General features: G+C 65.3%; 17 protein-coding genes and 1 tRNA gene. 4 read left to right on the top strand and 14 right to left on the bottom strand.

The features are described 5' to 3' along the window. The first annotated feature begins 74 nt into the window (after positions 1-74). Positions 75-150 (top strand) — tRNA-Ala (locus tag J1N50_RS05885). Between the two features lie 119 nt (positions 151-269). On the opposite strand, the gene J1N50_RS05890 is transcribed toward J1N50_RS05885, so the two are convergent. The 3 genes from J1N50_RS05890 to J1N50_RS05900 all read right to left on the bottom strand — a co-directional run bounded on the left by J1N50_RS05890 (position 270) and on the right by J1N50_RS05900 (position 4,483). Continuing rightward, on the bottom strand, positions 270-1,178 hold the full coding sequence (locus J1N50_RS05890) for a DUF4349 domain-containing protein (RefSeq protein ID WP_215351026.1): 909 nt from the start codon (positions 1,176-1,178) through the stop codon (positions 270-272). 74 nt (positions 1,179-1,252) lie between these two features. After that, positions 1,253-3,565: an ATP-dependent helicase gene (locus J1N50_RS05895; RefSeq protein WP_215351029.1), complete on the bottom strand. Its 2,313-nt coding sequence runs from the start codon at positions 3,563-3,565 to the stop codon at positions 1,253-1,255. Between the two features lie 48 nt (positions 3,566-3,613). Continuing rightward, complete coding sequence (locus J1N50_RS05900; RefSeq protein WP_215351032.1) at positions 3,614-4,483, bottom strand: Rossmann-like and DUF2520 domain-containing protein; 870 nt, start codon at positions 4,481-4,483, stop codon at positions 3,614-3,616. A 110-nt stretch (positions 4,484-4,593) separates the two neighbouring features. Between J1N50_RS05900 and J1N50_RS05905 the strand changes: the two genes are divergently transcribed. After that, a complete protein-coding gene (locus J1N50_RS05905; protein WP_215351035.1) occupies positions 4,594-5,862 on the top strand; it encodes an MFS transporter in 1,269 nt (422 codons plus the stop codon). Here the strand turns inward: J1N50_RS05905 and rsmD are convergent. Together rsmD and J1N50_RS05915 are read right to left on the bottom strand one after the other, a co-directional pair. After that, positions 5,849-6,391, bottom strand: a complete 543-nt coding sequence (gene rsmD, locus J1N50_RS05910) for a 16S rRNA (guanine(966)-N(2))-methyltransferase RsmD (protein WP_215351039.1) — start codon at positions 6,389-6,391, stop codon at positions 5,849-5,851. The two genes, J1N50_RS05905 and rsmD, sit on opposite strands and share 14 nt — an antisense overlap. After that, positions 6,388-7,236: a pseudouridine synthase gene (locus J1N50_RS05915; RefSeq protein ID WP_215351042.1), complete on the bottom strand. Its 849-nt coding sequence runs from the start codon at positions 7,234-7,236 to the stop codon at positions 6,388-6,390. The genes rsmD and J1N50_RS05915 overlap by 4 nt, the downstream gene beginning before the upstream one ends. Before the next feature lie 155 nt (positions 7,237-7,391). Here J1N50_RS05915 and J1N50_RS05920 point away from each other — a divergent pair, with 155 nt between their 5' ends. After that, positions 7,392-7,829 (top strand): response regulator, encoded by a 438-nt coding sequence (locus J1N50_RS05920; RefSeq protein WP_215351045.1) that lies wholly within the window; start codon positions 7,392-7,394, stop codon positions 7,827-7,829. Between the two features lie 118 nt (positions 7,830-7,947). Next, entirely contained in the window at positions 7,948-9,363 is a 1,416-nt protein-coding gene (locus J1N50_RS05925; protein WP_215351048.1) for an AmpG family muropeptide MFS transporter, read from the top strand. 30 nt (positions 9,364-9,393) lie between these two features. Here J1N50_RS05925 and J1N50_RS05930 read toward each other — a convergent pair whose 3' ends face one another. The 9 genes from J1N50_RS05930 to purB all read right to left on the bottom strand — a co-directional run bounded on the left by J1N50_RS05930 (position 9,394) and on the right by purB (position 17,195). Further along, positions 9,394-10,734, bottom strand: a complete 1,341-nt coding sequence (locus tag J1N50_RS05930; protein ID WP_215351051.1) for a bifunctional folylpolyglutamate synthase/dihydrofolate synthase — start codon at positions 10,732-10,734, stop codon at positions 9,394-9,396. 19 nt (positions 10,735-10,753) lie between these two features. Beyond that, on the bottom strand, positions 10,754-11,605 hold the full coding sequence (gene accD / locus J1N50_RS05935) for an acetyl-CoA carboxylase, carboxyltransferase subunit beta (protein ID WP_215351054.1): 852 nt from the start codon (positions 11,603-11,605) through the stop codon (positions 10,754-10,756). Continuing rightward, positions 11,602-12,390, bottom strand: coding sequence for a tryptophan synthase subunit alpha (trpA, locus tag J1N50_RS05940; RefSeq protein ID WP_215351057.1), 789 nt, complete (start codon positions 12,388-12,390; stop codon positions 11,602-11,604). Before trpA ends, accD begins: the two co-directional genes overlap by 4 nt. Beyond that, positions 12,387-12,770, bottom strand: a complete 384-nt coding sequence (locus tag J1N50_RS05945) for an endonuclease domain-containing protein (protein ID WP_215351060.1) — start codon at positions 12,768-12,770, stop codon at positions 12,387-12,389. The genes trpA and J1N50_RS05945 overlap by 4 nt, the downstream gene beginning before the upstream one ends. Before the next feature lie 44 nt (positions 12,771-12,814). Next, the gene (gene trpB, locus J1N50_RS05950; RefSeq protein ID WP_215351063.1) at positions 12,815-14,035 is read right to left on the bottom strand and encodes a tryptophan synthase subunit beta; all 1,221 of its coding nucleotides are present in this window, start codon (positions 14,033-14,035) and stop codon (positions 12,815-12,817) included. Positions 14,036-14,132: 97 nt separating this feature from the next. Then, complete coding sequence (locus J1N50_RS05955) at positions 14,133-14,765, bottom strand: phosphoribosylanthranilate isomerase (protein WP_215351066.1); 633 nt, start codon at positions 14,763-14,765, stop codon at positions 14,133-14,135. 10 nt (positions 14,766-14,775) lie between these two features. Further along, positions 14,776-15,450: an orotidine-5'-phosphate decarboxylase gene (gene pyrF / locus J1N50_RS05960; protein ID WP_215351069.1), complete on the bottom strand. Its 675-nt coding sequence runs from the start codon at positions 15,448-15,450 to the stop codon at positions 14,776-14,778. Then, positions 15,447-15,791 carry a lipopolysaccharide assembly protein LapA domain-containing protein gene (locus J1N50_RS05965; protein WP_215351072.1) on the bottom strand — a complete coding sequence of 115 codons (345 nt, stop codon included), beginning with the start codon at positions 15,789-15,791 and terminating at the stop codon, positions 15,447-15,449. Before J1N50_RS05965 ends, pyrF begins: the two co-directional genes overlap by 4 nt. A gap of 93 nt (positions 15,792-15,884) precedes the next feature. After that, positions 15,885-17,195, bottom strand: a complete 1,311-nt coding sequence (purB, locus tag J1N50_RS05970; RefSeq protein WP_215351075.1) for an adenylosuccinate lyase — start codon at positions 17,193-17,195, stop codon at positions 15,885-15,887. Positions 17,196-17,351 lie beyond the last annotated feature (156 nt).

Here is a 17,351-nt window from a genome sequence, read left to right on the forward strand (position 1 = left end):
ATTCACGCCATGCGGGCAATCGTCAGAAAAGCCGTTGCCACTGTCAAGTCATGCCGTTAAGAGCCGCCCGTCGCGGGGCCGTAGCTCAGATGGGAGAGCGCTGCAATCGCACTGCAGAGGTCAGGGGTTCGATTCCCCTCGGCTCCACCAGCGACCCTTTCCCCCGTCATTCGTCCTCCCTTGCCGCACCGACGGACGTCGCTCGCGCCTCACGCTCCTTGCCATGCGCGAAGGAAGCAGATCGCGGCGAGCGATCGCCCGCCCTGCGGTCAACCGGCGGGTGGAGCCGATGATTCGGTCCGCCTGGCATTCGCGCGCATCTGCTGACGCACCGCGGTCATGAAGCGGCTGCGCCAGAAGGCCAGGGCCAGGGCGAAGAGGATGCCCCAGGGGAGAATCGCCGCGCCCAGCGTCAGGACGAAGGTGAGGGCGGTGCTGCCGCTCCGCATCAGCGTCTCGCCCGCATTGGCAAAGGGATTTTCGTGGCCGATACCCGGCAGCCCGCCGTCGCTGACATAGTTGAATGCAACGCTCGTCCACGCAATGCGGGCCTCGCCGGTGCGGCGGCTCTGGCGTTCGTCGCCGATCTGGCCGCGTAGCTCGCTGATCTGCGCAAGGATTTCGGCGCGCTCGGCCTTGCCAAGACCGCCCGCTTTCAGTCGCTCCTCCAGGCGGGAAATTTCAGATTCGGAGCCTGCACTGCGCTGCTGGGAGGCGAGAATTTCGGTGCCGACGTCCTCGCCCGCGACGCTGGCATCGGCGAGGACGCCCTCGGCCTTTTCGACGCTGGCGATCGCATCGGCGCCAAATTTGCGCGCAATGCCGGGTTCCAGCTTGAACCGGGTTTGCGCCTCGACGAGCTTTTCATCGCTGAGCTGGTATCGCACGTCGACGATACGGCAGCGCTGGACCCCGAGCGTCTCGCAGGCGGCGGCATGCTCTTCCTGAACTTTCGAGATGGATTTGTCGGCAAGGCGGAAGGTGTAGGTGTAGTCGAATGCGACCCCGGGCGCGGCTTCGACGCCGATACGGGGGGTGCTGGCGGCGTCGGCGGAACCGCCTTCTGCGACGACGCTTTCGGCGGCGGGGCTGTCCGTCGTGGCGGCATTTTCGGCAGCCTCTTGAGAACAGCCGGCCAGGGCGAGCGCCATCGCGCCCGCTAAGAGCTTATTTCGCATGCAAATTCTCCCAAAACGCGACTCGTTGATCGCAGGAGATGGCATATCATAACTGATAAAGTTGACAATAGAATTCAGGCTGCGCGGACGAAGCCGTCGAGAACCTTTTTGCTGCCTGCCTGGTCGAATTCGACGTCGAGCTTGTTGCCTTCGATGTCGACGATCTCGCCATAGCCGAATTTCTCGTGGAACACGCGCATGCCGATCGCGAGGTCCGAGCGCGGTTTGGCGCCGACCGAAGCGGCGGGCCCCTTTTCGCTCGGGGCAGGGGCGCGCGTGATGGTCGATGACGACGCGACGGCGCGTTGCCACGCGGGGCCGCGCGTCATCGTCCGTGCGGGATTGCGGTCTGCAACATGCGCGAAGGGATCACCCTGCGCCGACCAGTTGGCACGCCACAGGCTTTGTCCGCCGCCGAAGCTGTTCTCGCTTTCGACATGTTCGGGGGGGATTTCGGCGATGAAACGGCTGGGGATGCTGCTCATCCACTGGCCGTAGATGCGGCGGTTCGCGGCGTGATAGATGCTTGCGCGGTGGCGCGCGCGGGTGATCGCGACATAGGCGAGGCGGCGTTCCTCTTCGAGACTGGCGATGCCGCCTTCGTCCATCGACCGCTGCGACGGAAATACTCCGTCCTCCCAGCCGGCGAGGAAGACATGATCGAACTCGAGCCCCTTGGCGGCGTGGATCGTCATGATGGTGACGGTCTCGGCCTGATCGTCATTGTCGCGGTCCATGACGAGGCTGACATGCTCGAGAAAGGCTTCGAGCGACTCATAGTCTTCCATTGCCCGGACGAGTTCGGAGAGATTCTCCAGACGCCCCGCAGCCTCGGCGCTGCGGTCGGCTTGCAGCATCGCGGTATAGCCCGACTCGTCGAGAATGAGCTGGGTCAGCTCGGGGTGCGACAACTCGTTCGCCTTACCCTGCCAATTTCGCATCTGCGCGATGAAATTGGCGAGCTGGCGGCGGGCTTGCGGGGTCAGCTCGTCGGTTTCGGTGATCCGCGCCGCGGCATGGAACAGCGGTGCGCGCTCGATCCGGGCGAACTGGTGGATCCGTGCGAGCGCCTTGTCGCCAAGCCCGCGTTTGGGCACGTTGACGATGCGTTCGAACGCCAGATCGTCTGCCGGCGATTGCACGAGCCGCAGATAGGCGAGGGCATCGCGGATTTCGGCGCGTTCGTAGAAGCGGAAGCCGCCGACGATCCGGTAGGGCATACCGATCGCGATGAAGCGGTCTTCGAATTCGCGGGTCTGAAACTGTGCGCGGACGAGGATCGCAGTGCGATCGAGGCTGACCTTGCGATGCTGGAGCGTTTCCAGTTCCTCGCCGATCCGCCGCGCCTCTTCGGGGCCGTCCCAGACACCGACGACACGAACCTTGTCGCCCGCATCGAGATCGGTCCACAACGTCTTGCCGAGCCGGTCGCTGTTCTGCGCAATCAGCGCCGAGGCGGCGGCGAGGATCTGCGGCGTCGAACGATAATTCTGTTCGAGCCGGATCACCGTCGCGCCGGGGAAGTCCTTCTCGAAACGGAGGATGTTCGCGACCTCGGCGCCGCGCCACGAATAGATCGACTGGTCGTCGTCGCCGACGCAGCAGATATTCTTGCGCGCCTGCGCGAGCAGCCGCAGCCACAGATACTGGCTGGCGTTGGTGTCCTGATATTCGTCGACGAGAATGTATTTGAACCGCTGTTGATAGTGTTCGAGCACGTCGCGGTGCGTCTTGAGGATCACCAGCATGTGGAGCAGCAGGTCACCGAAATCGCAGGCGTTGAGCGTTTTCAGCCGCGCCTGATAGAGGGCGTAGAAATGCCCCCCCTTGCCGTCGGCATAGGCCTCCTTGTCCGCCGCATCGAGATCGGCGGGGGTAAGGCCGCGGTTCTTCCACTTGTCGATCAGCCCCGCGAGCTGGCGCGCGGGCCAGCGCTTCTCGTCGAGCCCTTCCGCCTGGATGAGCTGTTTGAGCACCCGAAGCTGGTCGTCGGTATCGAGGATGGTGAAATTGCTCTGGAGGCCGACCAGTTCGGCGTGGCGCCGCAGCATCTTCGCGCAGATGCTGTGAAAGGTGCCGAGCCACGGCATCCCCTCGACCGCGTCGCCGATCATCCGCCCGATCCGCTCGCGCATCTCGCGCGCCGCCTTGTTCGTGAACGTGACCGCCAGGATTTCCGACGGCCAGGCGCGCCGCGTCGCGATGATATGCGCCAGCCGCGCGGTCAATGCGGCGGTCTTGCCCGTTCCGGCGCCCGCCAGCATCAGTACCGGGCCTTCGGTCGTCAGCACGGCCTGCCGTTGTGGGCCGTTGAGTCCCTGCAAATAGGGCGGATCCGACGGGTCGTGGCGGGTCAGGTCGGGCGTCGAGGCGGGGAGGTCGGTCACGCGCGAACGATTAGGGAACAGCGACCGCGCTGTCCAGTGCGGGGACGCTCAGGCCAACCGGTCACGAAGAGCAACGAGGTCGATGCCGGCGCCGGTCCGTTCGAGTTCATCGACCGTGGCGAGCGCCATCGCGCGATAGGCCGGGAGGAGCGTCGGACAATCGGTGGCAAGCGCCGCGAGATGGCCTTCGATCGTCCGCCCGTCGCCGCGCAGCAGGGGGCCCGACAGGGCATCGAAACCGCGATCGAGGCCATTCTGCAGCGCCGCGCGGACCAGCGGCGCGAGCAGCGATGCCGGATCGTCGACGCCCGCGCGCACCAACGCGTGCGATGCGCCGGTGAGAAGCGTCACCAGATGGTTCGAGGCATGGCAAAGGGCGGCGTGGTAGAGCGTGCGCTGCGCTTCGGCGATTTCGATCGATACGCCGCCCAGCAGCGCAACGATGGCGCGCGCCTGCTCGGTGGCGCTTGCCGACGACCCCGTGACCGCAAATCGCGCTTGCGCCATTTGCGCCGCCTCTCGCTCGGGATGGCCTGTGAAGGTCATGGCGGGGTGAACCGCTGCGGTCAGGGCACCCCGGTCACGGAGCGGTTCGAGAGTTGCTGCGCCGCTCCGCCCGCTGACGTGAAACACGAAGGTCGAGCTGTCTGCGACCAGCTCCCGCGCCAGCTCCCCGACAATGGCGGGGATCGCATCGTCGGAGACCGCGATGGCGATGACGTCGCAGTCGCTCGCCAGCCGGTCGAGCGACACCGCCACTTCGCTGCCGGTCGCCGCCGAGGCGGCACCGAGTTTTTCCAACGACCTACCCCACATGAGCGGTGGCTCGATCGAATGGCTCGCCAGACCGAAAGCCAGCGCCTGCGCGACGCGTCCGGCGCCGATGACGCCGAACTGTTCGATGCGGGAACCTTCCATGACGATGGTTTAGCGCGGCCGGCGATGCTTCGCCAATATCGATACGCCTTGCGCCGCGGCTGCAAAGGGGCTCAAAGCGCGCCGGCACAGTTGGGGGAGGGACGTGGCCCATGGATCTGGCACCTTATCGGACACATCGGCGCATCCTGACCGCGAGCCTGGTCGGCACTGCGGTCGAATTTTATGATTTCTACATCTACGGGACCGCCGCGGCGCTGGTGTTCGGGCCGCTGTTCTTTCCCACCGAATCGGCGTCGGCGCAGCTCCTGTACAGCTTCATGACCTTCGGCCTCGCCTTTTTTGCGCGTCCCGTCGGTGCCATCGTTTTCGGCCATTATGGCGACCGGATCGGGCGCAAATCGACGTTGGTCGCCTCGCTTATGCTGATGGGCGGATCGACGCTGCTGATCGCCTTCCTGCCGACCTATGCAATGGTGGGCTGGGTCGCGCCGCTGCTGCTCTGCCTGCTGCGTTTCGGACAGGGCTTCGGGCTTGGGGGCGAATGGGGCGGAGCGGCGCTGCTGGCGGTGGAAAACGCCCCGCCGGGCTGGCGCTCGCGGTTCGGCATGTTTCCGCAGCTTGGCGCGCCGGTCGGGTTCATCGCCGCGAACGGGCTGTTCCTGCTGCTCGGGCTCGGCCTCGGCGATGCGGACTTCGCAAGCTGGGGCTGGCGGGTTCCGTTCCTGTTTTCCGCGCTGCTCGTCGGACTGGGGCTGTGGGTACGCCTCAAGATCGGCGAAACGCCCGCCTTCGCCGAAGCGATTGAGCGGGACGCGCCGGTCGCCGTGCCGCTCGGCGAACTGTTCCGCCACCATCTTCTCCCGACGCTGGCGGGAACCTTTGCGGTCGTCGCCTGCTTTGCGATCTTCTATCTCGCGACCAGCTTTGCGCTGGCGCATGGCACCAGCAAACTCGGCTATCCCAAGGAGCAATTCCTGCTGATTCAGCTGGGCGCGATCCTGTTCATGGCGGCGGGGATCGTGTTCGCGGGGTATCGGAGCGACGTGTCGAGCGCGCAGCGCGTGCTGAGCCGGGGATGCGGCGCGACGATCCTCATCGGCTTTCTGTTCGGTCCGTCGCTCGCGTCGGGAAGCTGGCTGGTCATCTTTCTGGGACTCGCCGCCGCGCTGTTCGTGATGGGGCTTGTCTATGGCCCCCTCGGGAGCTGGCTGACCGAGCTGTTTCCTGTTCGCGTCCGCTATACGGGCGCCTCGGTCGCGTTCAACGCGGGCGGCATCCTGGGCGGCGCGATGGCGCCGATCGTTGCGCAGGCGCTCGCCGAATGGCGGGGCACGCCGGTGGTCGGGTTGTACCTGGCCCTCGCCGGCGTGGTGAGCTGGCTGGGCCTGCTGATGGTCCGCCGGTCTAAGCCGGCCTGAGCAGCGTCAGTTTCGCCTTGCCGACCTTGCGTATCGCATCGATTGCAAACCCTGCGACTTCGACGGCCTCCTTGTCGGCGGTCTCGATCGAGATCAGGCTGTCCGCGCCGACCCACCCAAGCCGGTTGAGCTTGTCGAGCGCGACGCTGCCCGCGCCGGTGCCATAGGGCGCGTCGAACAGCAGCAGGTCGAAGGGACGCGGGGCGGGCCCGAGAGCCAGAACCGAACCGGCCCGCACGTCGGCGCGCGGCGCCGCGCCGAGCGTTGCAAGATTCTTTCGGAGCGCATCTATGGCATCGCGATCCTGTTCGCCGAACAGGCAATGCGCCGCGCCGCGCGACAGGGCTTCGATCCCGAGCGCGCCCGATCCCGCGAACAGGTCGGCGACATGCAGCCCATCGAAGCTGCCGACGCGGCTCGCCAGCATCGAGAAAAGCGTTTCGCGCGTGCGGTCGGCGGTGGGACGCGTCGCATCATTCTTAGGCGCGAGCAGCTTGCGGCCGCGCCATTCACCCGAAATCACCCTCATTTGTCGAGGCGCCGCCGGAACTGGAACAATTCGTCGCGCGGGACGATTTCGGCCTGCCCGACGTCGAGGTCGGCGATCGTGAACTGGCCGTACCGTGTGCGGATCAGGCGGCTGACTTGCAGCCCAAGATGTTCGAGGACGCGGCGCACTTCGCGGTTCTTGCCTTCGGTCAGCGTCAGCTCGATCCACTGGTTGCGCCCGGTACGGCGCTCGAGATTGGCGTCGATCTTGCCATAGCGGATGCCGTCGATTTCGATGCCCATGACCAGCTCTTCGAGCTGCTCCTGACTGATGTCGCCGAACGCGCGCGCGCGATACGTCCGCTCGACCCCGCTTGCGGGCAGCTCGAGCTGGCGCTTGAATTCGCCGTCGTTGGTCAGCAGCAACAGCCCCTCGGTATTATAGTCGAGGCGGCCGACCGGCATCAGTCGCGGCAGGCCCTTCGGCAGGATATCGTAGATCGTCTTGCGGCCCTTGGGGTCGCGCGCCGCGGTGAGGCAGCCCGACGGCTTGTGAAAGCGATAAAGGCGCGTCGAAACGGGTTTGGCGACCGGGTTGCCGTCGACGGTCAGCCCTTCGAGCGATGCCAGCAGCGGCGCAGGCTGCACGATGACCTCGCCATTGAGCGCGATCCGGCCCTGTTCGATCATCCGTTCGACATCGCGGCGCGATCCGACGCCGGCGCGGGCGAGCAGCTTCGCAATGCGCTGCGGCCCGTCCTGGCGCTCGGGCTCGGCCTTCAATTTGCGCGGCGGTGCATCGGCGCGCGCGGCGCGGCGGCCGCGGGGGGCATCGGTCTTTGCGGCCGAACGGAGCGCGGAGCGGGGTGGGCGGCGGTCATTCATCGGAACGGGGGCTGCTTTCTTGGCGTTACAGGCCACGCAACTGTGGCTTTGTGATCACGCTCATAGCCGGAAAAGTGTCGCTTCGTCGATGGCAAGCAGAAGCGATCTTGCAGGAAGGGACGGAGCGAGTCATGGCGACCCTAAAGGGAGTTTTTATGCTCTTCGCGTCCCGCCCTACGTGCATCAAGCGCCTGCTGGTCATCGAGGATGATCCGCTGACGGCATTCGACAACGAGCATACGCTGAAACACAGCGGCTATGACGTCGTTGCGACGGTCGATTCGGGCGAAGCGGCGGTCGCGGTCATCGCCTCCGAACAGATCGATGCGCTGGTCCTGGACCTCGGCCTCGCCGGACATATGAGCGGCCGCGAAGTCGCCCGCATCGCCCGCGACCGCGGCATCGCGGTGCTGCTCGTCACCGGCCAATGCCCGGTCGATGCCGAAGAAATGGCGGTCGCCTGCCTCGGCAAGCCGCACAGCGCCGCCGCGCTTGTGTCCGCGCTGAAGGCGGTCGAGACGATGACCTGCAAGAACAAGACCCCCCGCAAGGTGAGCGGCCTGACGACCTTCTGGCGGCCCGAGGCGGCTTAGGATACTCCTCCTTCACCGCGCGCTGGAGAATTAGCCGCTTCCAATTTTTCCGTGACCCTTTAGGCCTTGGCGAAAGGAACGAAGGGCCGCTGACCATGCGGCCGACAAGGGGATCGCGATGCAGCTAGGGCTCGACAGTGCAGTTTTGGTCGCGGTGCTCGCGATCATCGTCGGGCTCGCTTTCGTCATTCCCAGCTTTGCCCCGTATCGCAAGCCGATGCCGATCGTCGCCTTCCTGCTCGGCATCTCGAGCGGCTTTCCGCTCACCCTTCTGCTCGGAACGATGACCTTCTGGCTCTCGAAAGTCGGGATCGAAAAGTCGACCATCGGCTTCGCGATCGGTCTTACGACCCCGTACACGCTGAAATTCCTGTGGGCGCCGCTCGTCGACCGGCTGCCCTTGCCATTCCTCACCAGGACGTTCGGGCAGCGACGCGGCTGGCTGTTCTTCATTCAGGCCTTGCTCGTTGTCGCGATCTGGCAACTCGGGACAAGCAACCCGACGAACGATCATCTCGCGGCCTTCGCATTCTGGGCGATCGTCGTCGCCTTCCTGTCGGCGACGCAGGACATCGTGATCGACGCCTATCGCATCGAGATATTGAGCGACGAGGAGCTGCCGCACGGCACCGCGATGAACCAGTTCGGCTATCGCACCGGCAATTTGATTGCGGGTGTCGGCACGATTGCGCTCGCGTCGCCCGAAGGGTTCAATCTTGGCTGGGCGTCTGCTTATGGCTTTACGGGGCTGGCTGTTTTGCCCGCGCTGCTCGGCGCGCTCTATGCCGGCCCGGGTCGCTTCGACCCGACCCGCGCTCGCGCCGCGGGACAGAGTTTCGGAAGCTGGCTGCAGGAGACGGTGATCAATCCGTTCCGCGAGTTTTTCAGGCGCCACGGTGCCGTGCTCATCCTGCTGTTCGTTCTCGTTTACAAGGTCGGCGACGCGATGGGGCAGGGGATGCTCAATCCGATGATTGTCGAACTCGGCTTCACCGACACCGAATTCGTCGCAATCAACAAAGGCGTCGGCTTTGTTGCGCTGATCGTAGGATCGGCGGTCGCCGCGCCCTTCATCGCGTGGCTCGGGATGGGTCGTGCGCTGCTCGTCTCGGGGCTCATGATGATGCTCAGCAACCTGCTCTTCGCCGTTCTGGCGGCGGCTGGCCATTCGCCGCTGATGCTCGCCGTCGCAGTCGGGACCGAGAATTTCACGAGCGGGATCGGGCTCACGGTCTTCGTGACCTATCTGTCGGGCCTCTCCAGCCTTGCCTACACGGCCACGCAATTCGCGTTGCTGTCGTCGTTCGCAGCCGTCGGTCGCACTTGGCTGGCGGCGCCCGGCGGCTATGTCGCGGAAGGGTTGGGCTGGGTCGGTTTCTGGCTGTTCACAGTGGTGATCGCAATTCCCGGGATGCTGCTTTTGTGGATACTCTGGAAGAAGGGCTTCGTCGTCCAGACGGTGCGCCAGCCCAGCACCGAGGATGACGGGCATGAGTTGGCACATCCCGAGCCGGACAAGCCGAAACCGGCTTGAGAGTGAGGGCAGGAATGCACCCGAATTGCGCTAGTCGGGGCGCTCGTCGTTGAGATCGAGCACAACGCCGGCAAGATACAGCGAACCGCAGATCAGGACGTTCCCGGTCGCGCGATGGTCGGCGATGTAACGAAGGGCTTCCGCGACGCCGCCGCACGGCTGCACATCGGTAATGCCGAGAGCCGACTGCGCCCAATGGCACAGATCCTCTGGTTCATGATGCTCATGGCCGGGGATCGGTACCGCCTGGAATGACGAAATCTTGGGGGCGAAGGGACGAAGGAAGCCCGCCGCATCCTTGTTGCGAAGCAAGCCGCACACAATGTGCAGCGGCGCATGGGGTTCGAGCGCGCGCGCCAGTGCGACTCCCGCGTCGGGATTGTGGCCGCCGTCCAGCCAGACACCCGCTCCGTCCGGGAGGAGGCTCGTCAACGGCCCCTCGCGAAGCCATTGCATGCGCCCTGGCCAGAAGGCAGCGCCTACGCCCTTCGCAATGTCCGCCGCGCTCGGGCGGGGAGGCGGCGCGACATGAAGCATCGCTATCGCAAGGCCCGCGTTGCGCATCTGATGCGGGCCGGCCATTCGGGTCGCCAGAGGCGCGTCGACCGAACCCGACGACGATTGCCAGCGGAATCCATCGTCACGAGGTTCCACCGACCACGCGTCGCCCTCCGAGAAGAGCACACCGCCAACCGCGGCTGCGCGTTCACGGACGATCTGCATGACGGTCGCCGGATAGCCGAGCGTAGCGAGAGCCGCGCCACGCTTGAATATCCCGGTTTTTTCCCAGGCGATGCGCTCGATCGCTTCCAGCGGCACACCATCCTCGGGCGCCAACAGGAACGCCTCATGGTCGATACCGAGTGACGCGACGCCACAGACGGCGGGAGCGGGGATGATGTTGGTGGCGTCGAGACGGCCGCCGAGACCAACTTCGATGATGCAATCGTCAGCAGGAACGCGCGAGAAAGCGAGAAACGCGGCCGCAGTCGTGACCTCGAAGAAGCTCGCCTGCAACCCTTCGGCCACGTCGAGCACCTCGGCGAGCAACGGCGCGAGCAGCGCGTCGTCGATCAGGGCCCCCGCAAGGCGGATACGCTCGTTGAAACGGACGAGATGCGGGCTGGTGTAGGCGTGGACGCGGCGCCCCTGCGCCTCAAGGATCGCGCGCAGAAAGGCGCAAGTCGACCCCTTGCCGTTGGTGCCCGCGACATGGAAGGTTCGCGGCAACCGGTTCTGCGGATCCCCGAGCCGACGGCAGAGTTCGGCAATGCGTTCGAGGCCCAGGACATCGCGGCCCGGCGACAATGCCCCAAGGCGGTCCAGCTGCGCCTGAACCGCAGGGTCGTCGGACCGGGCGAAGTCAGCCATCGGAAGGGCCGTTTGAGGCTCAGGCGGCCTTTTCGGGCGCCAGATAGCCGATCAGGCGACCGAGCGTTTCGGGCAGGTCCTTGCGGTGGACCACCATGTCGATCATCCCGTGGTCGAGCAGATATTCGGCGCGCTGGAACCCTTCGGGCAGCTTTTCGCGGATCGTATTCTCGATCACGCGCTGGCCCGCGAAGCCGATCAGCGCGTTGGGTTCACTGATCTGGATGTCGCCGAGCATCGCATAGCTGGCGGTCACACCGCCGGTCGTCGGGTCGGTCAGCAGCACAATATAGGGCAGGCCCGCCCGGCGGAGGCGCTGGAGCGCGACGGTCGCGCGCGGCATCTGCATCAGCGACAGCGTGCCTTCCTGCATTCGCGCGCCGCCCGCAGCGGTGATCGCGATATAGGGAACCCCGCGTTTGATCGCCTGTTCGACGCCCGCGACAAAGGCTTCGCCGACCGCGACGCCCATCGAGCCGCCCATGAAGGCGAAATCCTGGACGCCGATCACGACGCCTTGGCCCGAAATGCGACCGAACGCGTTCTTGTATGCGTCGCGGTCGCCGGTCTGCGCGCGCGCCGCCTTGATGCGGTCGACATATTTCTTGGTATCGCGGAACTTCAGCGGATCCTCGGGCGCAGGTGGCGAGGCGATCGGTTCGTGCACGCCGCCGTCGAACAGCTGTGCAAAGCGCTCTTTCGCGCCGATGCGGTCGTGATGGTCGCAGCGCGGGCAGACGTTCAGATTGTCTTCCCATTCCTTGACGAACACCATCTGCTGGCACTGGCGGCATTTGTGCCAGAGATTGTCGGCGGTATCGCGCTTGGCGGTGAAGGGCAGGGCGTTGCGGACGCGGTCGAGCCAGCTCATGCGGCGATCTCCTTTGCGCCGTGGATAGCATCGGCGAGGGTGCGGGTGAAAGCCTCGACATGCGGCGCCGCGGCGTCGCCATGCTCGGCGATGATGTCGATGAGGGCCGATCCGACGACGACGCCGTCGGCGACGCGCGCGATGGCGGCCGCCTGCTCGGGGGTGCGGACGCCGAAGCCGACTGCGACGGGAAGATCGGTCGCGGCCTTCAGCCGCGCGACGGCATCCTCGATGCTGGCTTGTGCCGCCTGCTGCTGGCCGGTGATGCCGGCGACCGAGACATAATAGAGGAAGCCGCTGGCGCCGCTGAGCACATCGGGCAGGCGCGCGGCGTCGGTTGTCGGCGTGGCGAGGCGAATGAGGTCGACGCCTGCCGCACGAAGCGCAGGGCCGAGTTCGGCATCCTCCTCCGAGGGAATATCGACGCAAATGACGCCATCGAACCCGGCCTTCGCGCATTCGGCGGCGAACCATTCCGCGCCGCGGATCGTCATCGGGTTGGCATAACCCATCAGGACAAGCGGCGTGTCGGGGTGGCGGCTGCGAAAATCTGCGGCGATCGCGAACAGGTCGGCGGTCGTCGTGCCCTTCGCCAAACTGCGGAGGTTCGCGGCCTGGATCGCGGGACCGTCGGCCATCGGATCGGTGAAGGGCATGCCGAGCTCGATCACATCGGCCCCGCCCGCGACGAGCGCGTCGAGGTTCGCCGCGGTGTCGCCGTCACCACCGGTGATGAAGGTGACGAGCACGGGACCTTTTGAAAAGGCCGAGGCGAAGCGAGTCATATAGCCCTCTCCCCTTCAGGGGAGAGGGTTGGGAGTGGGGCACGACCGACAAACAGCGCAAGCTGTTCCAGCACGCCTTCCATGTTCGTCATCACGTCCAAATTTGCAAATCTAATCACCCTGTAACCCTGTTCCTCGAAAAATACCGTCCGCGCCCGATCATAATCTTCCTGAAATCCATGCGTATCGCCATCGACCTCGACAACCACCATCGGATCTCTCGCCGAGACATCCGCGATATACCGTCCAATAACCTTTTGTCGGCGAAACTTGATGCCGTGAAAGCGCTCGGCGCGGAGCTGGAACCAGAGGCGGAGTTCGGGTTCAGTCTGCTCGCGCCGCATCTTCTTCGCGAGTTCGATCAGCCGCCAGTCCCGCATTCGTTCCCCTCTCCCACCCCTCTCCCCTGAAGGGGAGAGGGCTATTATAGTGCCACCCCCAGCGCTTCCGCCACCGTGAAGATATCCTTGTCCCCCCGACCCGAGCAATTGACGATGATGATCTTGTCCTTGCCCAGCGTCGGCGCGATGCGTTCGGCGGCGGCGATCGCGTGCGCGCTTTCGAGCGCGGGGATGATGCCTTCGAGCTTGGTCAGCTTCTGGAAGCTCGCCAGCGCCTCGGCGTCGGTGACGGGTTCGTAGCGGACGCGGCCGATGTCGTGGAGCCAGCTATGTTCGGGGCCGATGCCCGGATAGTCCAGGCCCGCCGAGATGCTGTGCGCCTCGGTGATCTGGCCGTCCTCGTCCTGCAGCAGATAGGTCTTGTTGCCGTGGAGAATACCGGGGCGGCCGCCCGCGAGGCTCGCGGCGTGCTTGCCGTCCAGCCCTTCGCCGGCGGCTTCAACGCCGACAATCTCTACCTCGGCATCGTCGAGGAAGGGGTGGAACAATCCGATGGCATTCGATCCGCCGCCGACGGGGGCGATCAGCATGTCGGGCAGGCGGCCTTCGGCTTCGAGAATTTGCGCCTTGGCTTCGTCGCCGATCACCGACTGGAAATCGCGAACAAGCTCGGGATAGGGGTGCGGGCCCGCGACGGTGCCGATGATATAGAAGGTGTCGTGGACGTTCGCGACCCAATGGCGCAGCGCCTCGTTCATCGCGTCCTTCAGCGTCTTCGCGCCGCTCTCGACCGCGACGACTTCGGCGCCGAGCAATTTCATGCGGAACACGTTCGGCTGCTGCCGCGCGACGTCGACCGCGCCCATGAAGATGGTGCAGGGCAGGCCGAACAGCGCGGCGACGGTCGCGGTCGCGACGCCATGCTGCCCCGCGCCGGTCTCGGCGATGATCTTCGTCTTGCCCATCCGCTTCGCGAGCAGAATCTGGCCGATGCAATTGTTGATCTTGTGCGCGCCGGTGTGGTTCAGATCCTCGCGCTTCAGATAGATTTTCGCGCCGCCGAGATGGTCGGTCAGCCGCTCGGCGAACCACAGCGGGCTGGGACGGCCGACATAATGTTTCAGCAGATAGTCGAACTCGGCCTTGAACGCCGGATCGGCCTGTGCCGCACGATAGTGACGCTCGAGGTCGAGGATCAGCGGCATCAGCGTTTCGGCAACATAGCGGCCGCCGAACTGGCCGAAATGGCCGCGCTCGTCGGGTCCGGTGCGAAAGCTGTTCGGGAGGGTCGTCGTCTCAGTCATGATCATTTCCATCGGCAAGGTTGGAGCACGCGCTTCGAGATAGTCTCAAGCGATCAGCGCCATCGTTTGCCGATAGCCGTAACGGAGGCGAGCCGTGTCAACATGCGGCGACCGCTTTAAGGAAAGCTGCGATCTTGTCCACATCCTTGACGCCCGGTGCACTTTCGACGCCCGAGGAAACGTCGACGAGCGGCGCGCCGGTCTCCGCGATCGCTTGTCCGACATTGTCCGGGGTCAACCCGCCGGCAATCCCCCAGTCCATGTTATGGCGGTGGTTCGCGAGCAGCGACCAGTCGAACCGCGTTCCCGTGCCACCCGGCATCGCCGCCGCAGGGGCGTCGAAGAGGATGCGATCGGCGATGCCGCGATATTTCTGCATGCGATCCAGCGTGTCGGCGTCCTTGAGGCCGATCGCCTTCCATATCTGTGCCGGAACGAGTTGCTTCACGCGCGCGAGCCATTCGGGGGTTTCGGTGCCGTGGAACTGGATGATGTCGGGACGAACCTTGGACAGCGCCTCGCCGGTCAGCTGTTGCGAGGCGTTGACGAGCAGCAGCGCGACCTTGACCTTGCCCTGCGCGCGCTGGCGTAATTGGGCCGCGAGATCGAGCGCGACATGGCGCGGGCTCGGCTCATAATGGACAAGGCCGATATGGGTCGCGCCGAGGCGAATGGCGGCATCGACCGTTTCGGGCGTCGACAGCCCGCAAATCTTCACCAGCGGCGGCATGGGATACTTTCTAGAGCGTCGCTTCAATCTCGCGCGCGGCGAGGTCGGGGTCGGCCGACTGGCTGATCGGGCGGCCGACGACGAGGATCGAGGCGCCATCGGACATGGCCTGGGCGGGCGTGACCACCCGTTTCTGGTCGCCGACCTTGCCGTTCGCCGGGCGCACGCCGGGGACGACGAAGAAGCCGCCGGGCCAGACCTTGCGTGCCAGCTTCACCTCGCGGCCCGAGCAGACGATGCCGTCGAGCCCGGATTCGCGCGCCAGCCTGGCCAGGCGGACGACCTGATCGTCGGGGCTGCCTGCGACGCCGATGTCTTCAAGATCGGGGGCGTCGAGGCTGGTGAGGACGGTCACCGCGACAACCTTGGTGTTGAGCCCCGCCACGGCCTTGGCCTCTTCCATCATCGCGCGGCCACCAGAGGCGTGAACGGTCAGGATCGCGGGCTCGAGCGGTCGCAGCGCCTGGATCGCCTTGGCCACGGTGTTCGGAATGTCGTGCAGCTTGAGGTCGAGAAAGATCGGCAGCCCGAATTTCGCCATTTCATGCACGCCATGATGACCGTTGGCGCAGAAGAATTCGAGCCCCAGCTTGAGCCCGCCGACATGATGCCGCACCTTTTGCGCCAGCGTCAGCGCGGCGTCGAGATGCGGGGTGTCGATCGCGAGGTAGATCGGGGAGGTCATGGAATATCCAGTGGCAGGGTGGGGGAGTTGGTGCCGCTTGCCGGGGGTGTCGCAGCGGGGGCCGGCGCCGGTTCGACCGGTCGATTGGCGAGCGCGCGCATGTCCGCAAGCTGCCGCTCGCTCGTGTCGAGCCGGCGCTTCATCGACCAGCGCGTGGTGCGAAGAGCGATCCACATCGGCACGCTGCCGATCAGGAAGGCGGCAAGGATCAGGACGGGGAGTTTCGTATCGAGCACCTGGCCCGGCCAGATCGTGACCGTCACCGGGATCCAGTTCGCCATCGCGAATATCACCAGCACTGCGGTCAGCAGCACCCAGATGATCGTCCGCAAGGTCCCCATTCGCTTCGCTCCTTCGCTGGCCTGTCCCGACCCTATGACAGATTGCCGCGGGTTTCCAGTCCCTCGCCAAGCATCGTCATCGCGGCGAAGGGCTCAGCCGAATACCCGGTCAAAGATCGTGTCGACCTGTTTCATATGATAGCCGAGATCGAACAATTCGGTCAGTTGTTCGGCCGACAGGCGGGCCGTCACATCGGCATCGGCCTTGAGCAGTTCGAGCAGCGAAAGCTGTCCGTCCGATTCCCAGACCTTCATCGCGTTGCGCTGGACGAGCGCGTAGCTGTCCTCGCGGCTCGCGCCCGCCTGCGTCAGGGCGAGCAGGACACGCTGCGAGTGGACGAGGCCGCCCATGCGGTCGAGATTCTTCTGCATCCGTTCGGGATAGACGAGCAGCTTGTCGACGACCCCGATCAGGCGCGCGAGCGCGAAGTCGAGCGTGATCGTCGCGTCGGGACCGATGAAGCGCTCGACCGACGAGTGGCTGATATCGCGTTCGTGCCAAAGCGCGACATTCTCCATCGCGGGGATCGCGGCGCTGCGGACCATGCGCGCAAGGCCGGTCAGATTTTCGGTCAGCACCGGGTTGCGCTTGTGCGGCATTGCGGACGAACCCTTCTGGCCCGGCGAGAAATATTCCTCGGCCTCCAGCACTTCGGTGCGCTGGAGGTGGCGGACCTCGACCGCCAGACGCTCGATCGACGAAGCGATCACGCCGAGCACGGCGAAGAACATCGCGTGACGATCGCGCGGGATGACCTGCGTCGAGACGGCCTCGATCTCAAGACCGAGCTTCGCGGCGACATGCGCTTCGACGCGCGGGTCGATATTGGCGAAGGTGCCGACGGCGCCCGAGATGGCGCAGGTCGCGATCTCGGCGCGCGCGGCGACGAGGCGGGCCTTGCAGCGGGAGAATTCGGCATAGGCCTCGGCGAGCTTCAGCCCGAAGGTGACCGGTTCGGCGTGGATGCCGTGGCTGCGGCCGATCGTCGGCGTGAGTTTGTGCTCATAGGCGCGGCGCTTGATCGCCGCGAGCAGCGCGTCGAGGTCGGCGAGCAGGATGTCGGCCGCCTGGCTGAGCTGCACCGCGAAGCAGGTGTCGAGCACATCGCTCGAGGTCATGCCCTGATGCATGAAGCGCGCTTCATCGCCGACATTTTCGGCGACCCACGTAAGGAAGGCGATCACGTCATGCTTGGTAACGGCCTCGATCGCGTCGATCGCCTCGACGTCGATTTTGGGATTGGTGGCCCACCAGTCCCACAACGCCTTGGCGGCGGATTTCGGAACGGTTCCCAGTTCGGCAAGCGCGTCGGTGGCATGCGCCTCGATCTCGAACCAGATGCGAAAGCGATTCTCGGGCGACCAGATAGCCGTCATGTCGGGCCGAGCGTAACGCGGAACCATTGAAATTCCTTCCCTTTATGTCGCTTCGTCGCAAATCGGCAGCGGATCCGCGACGGGGCGCCCCCTAGCAGGGCCGGGGCGTTTAGCCAATCGCGGCGGCCGCGCAACTTCCCCGAAGCCCGCGCGGTTAATCCTGCGCCCCTTCCCAAAGGCGCT

The organism is Sphingopyxis soli (assembly GCF_018682675.1).
GTDB lineage: Bacteria > Pseudomonadota > Alphaproteobacteria > Sphingomonadales > Sphingomonadaceae > Sphingopyxis > Sphingopyxis soli.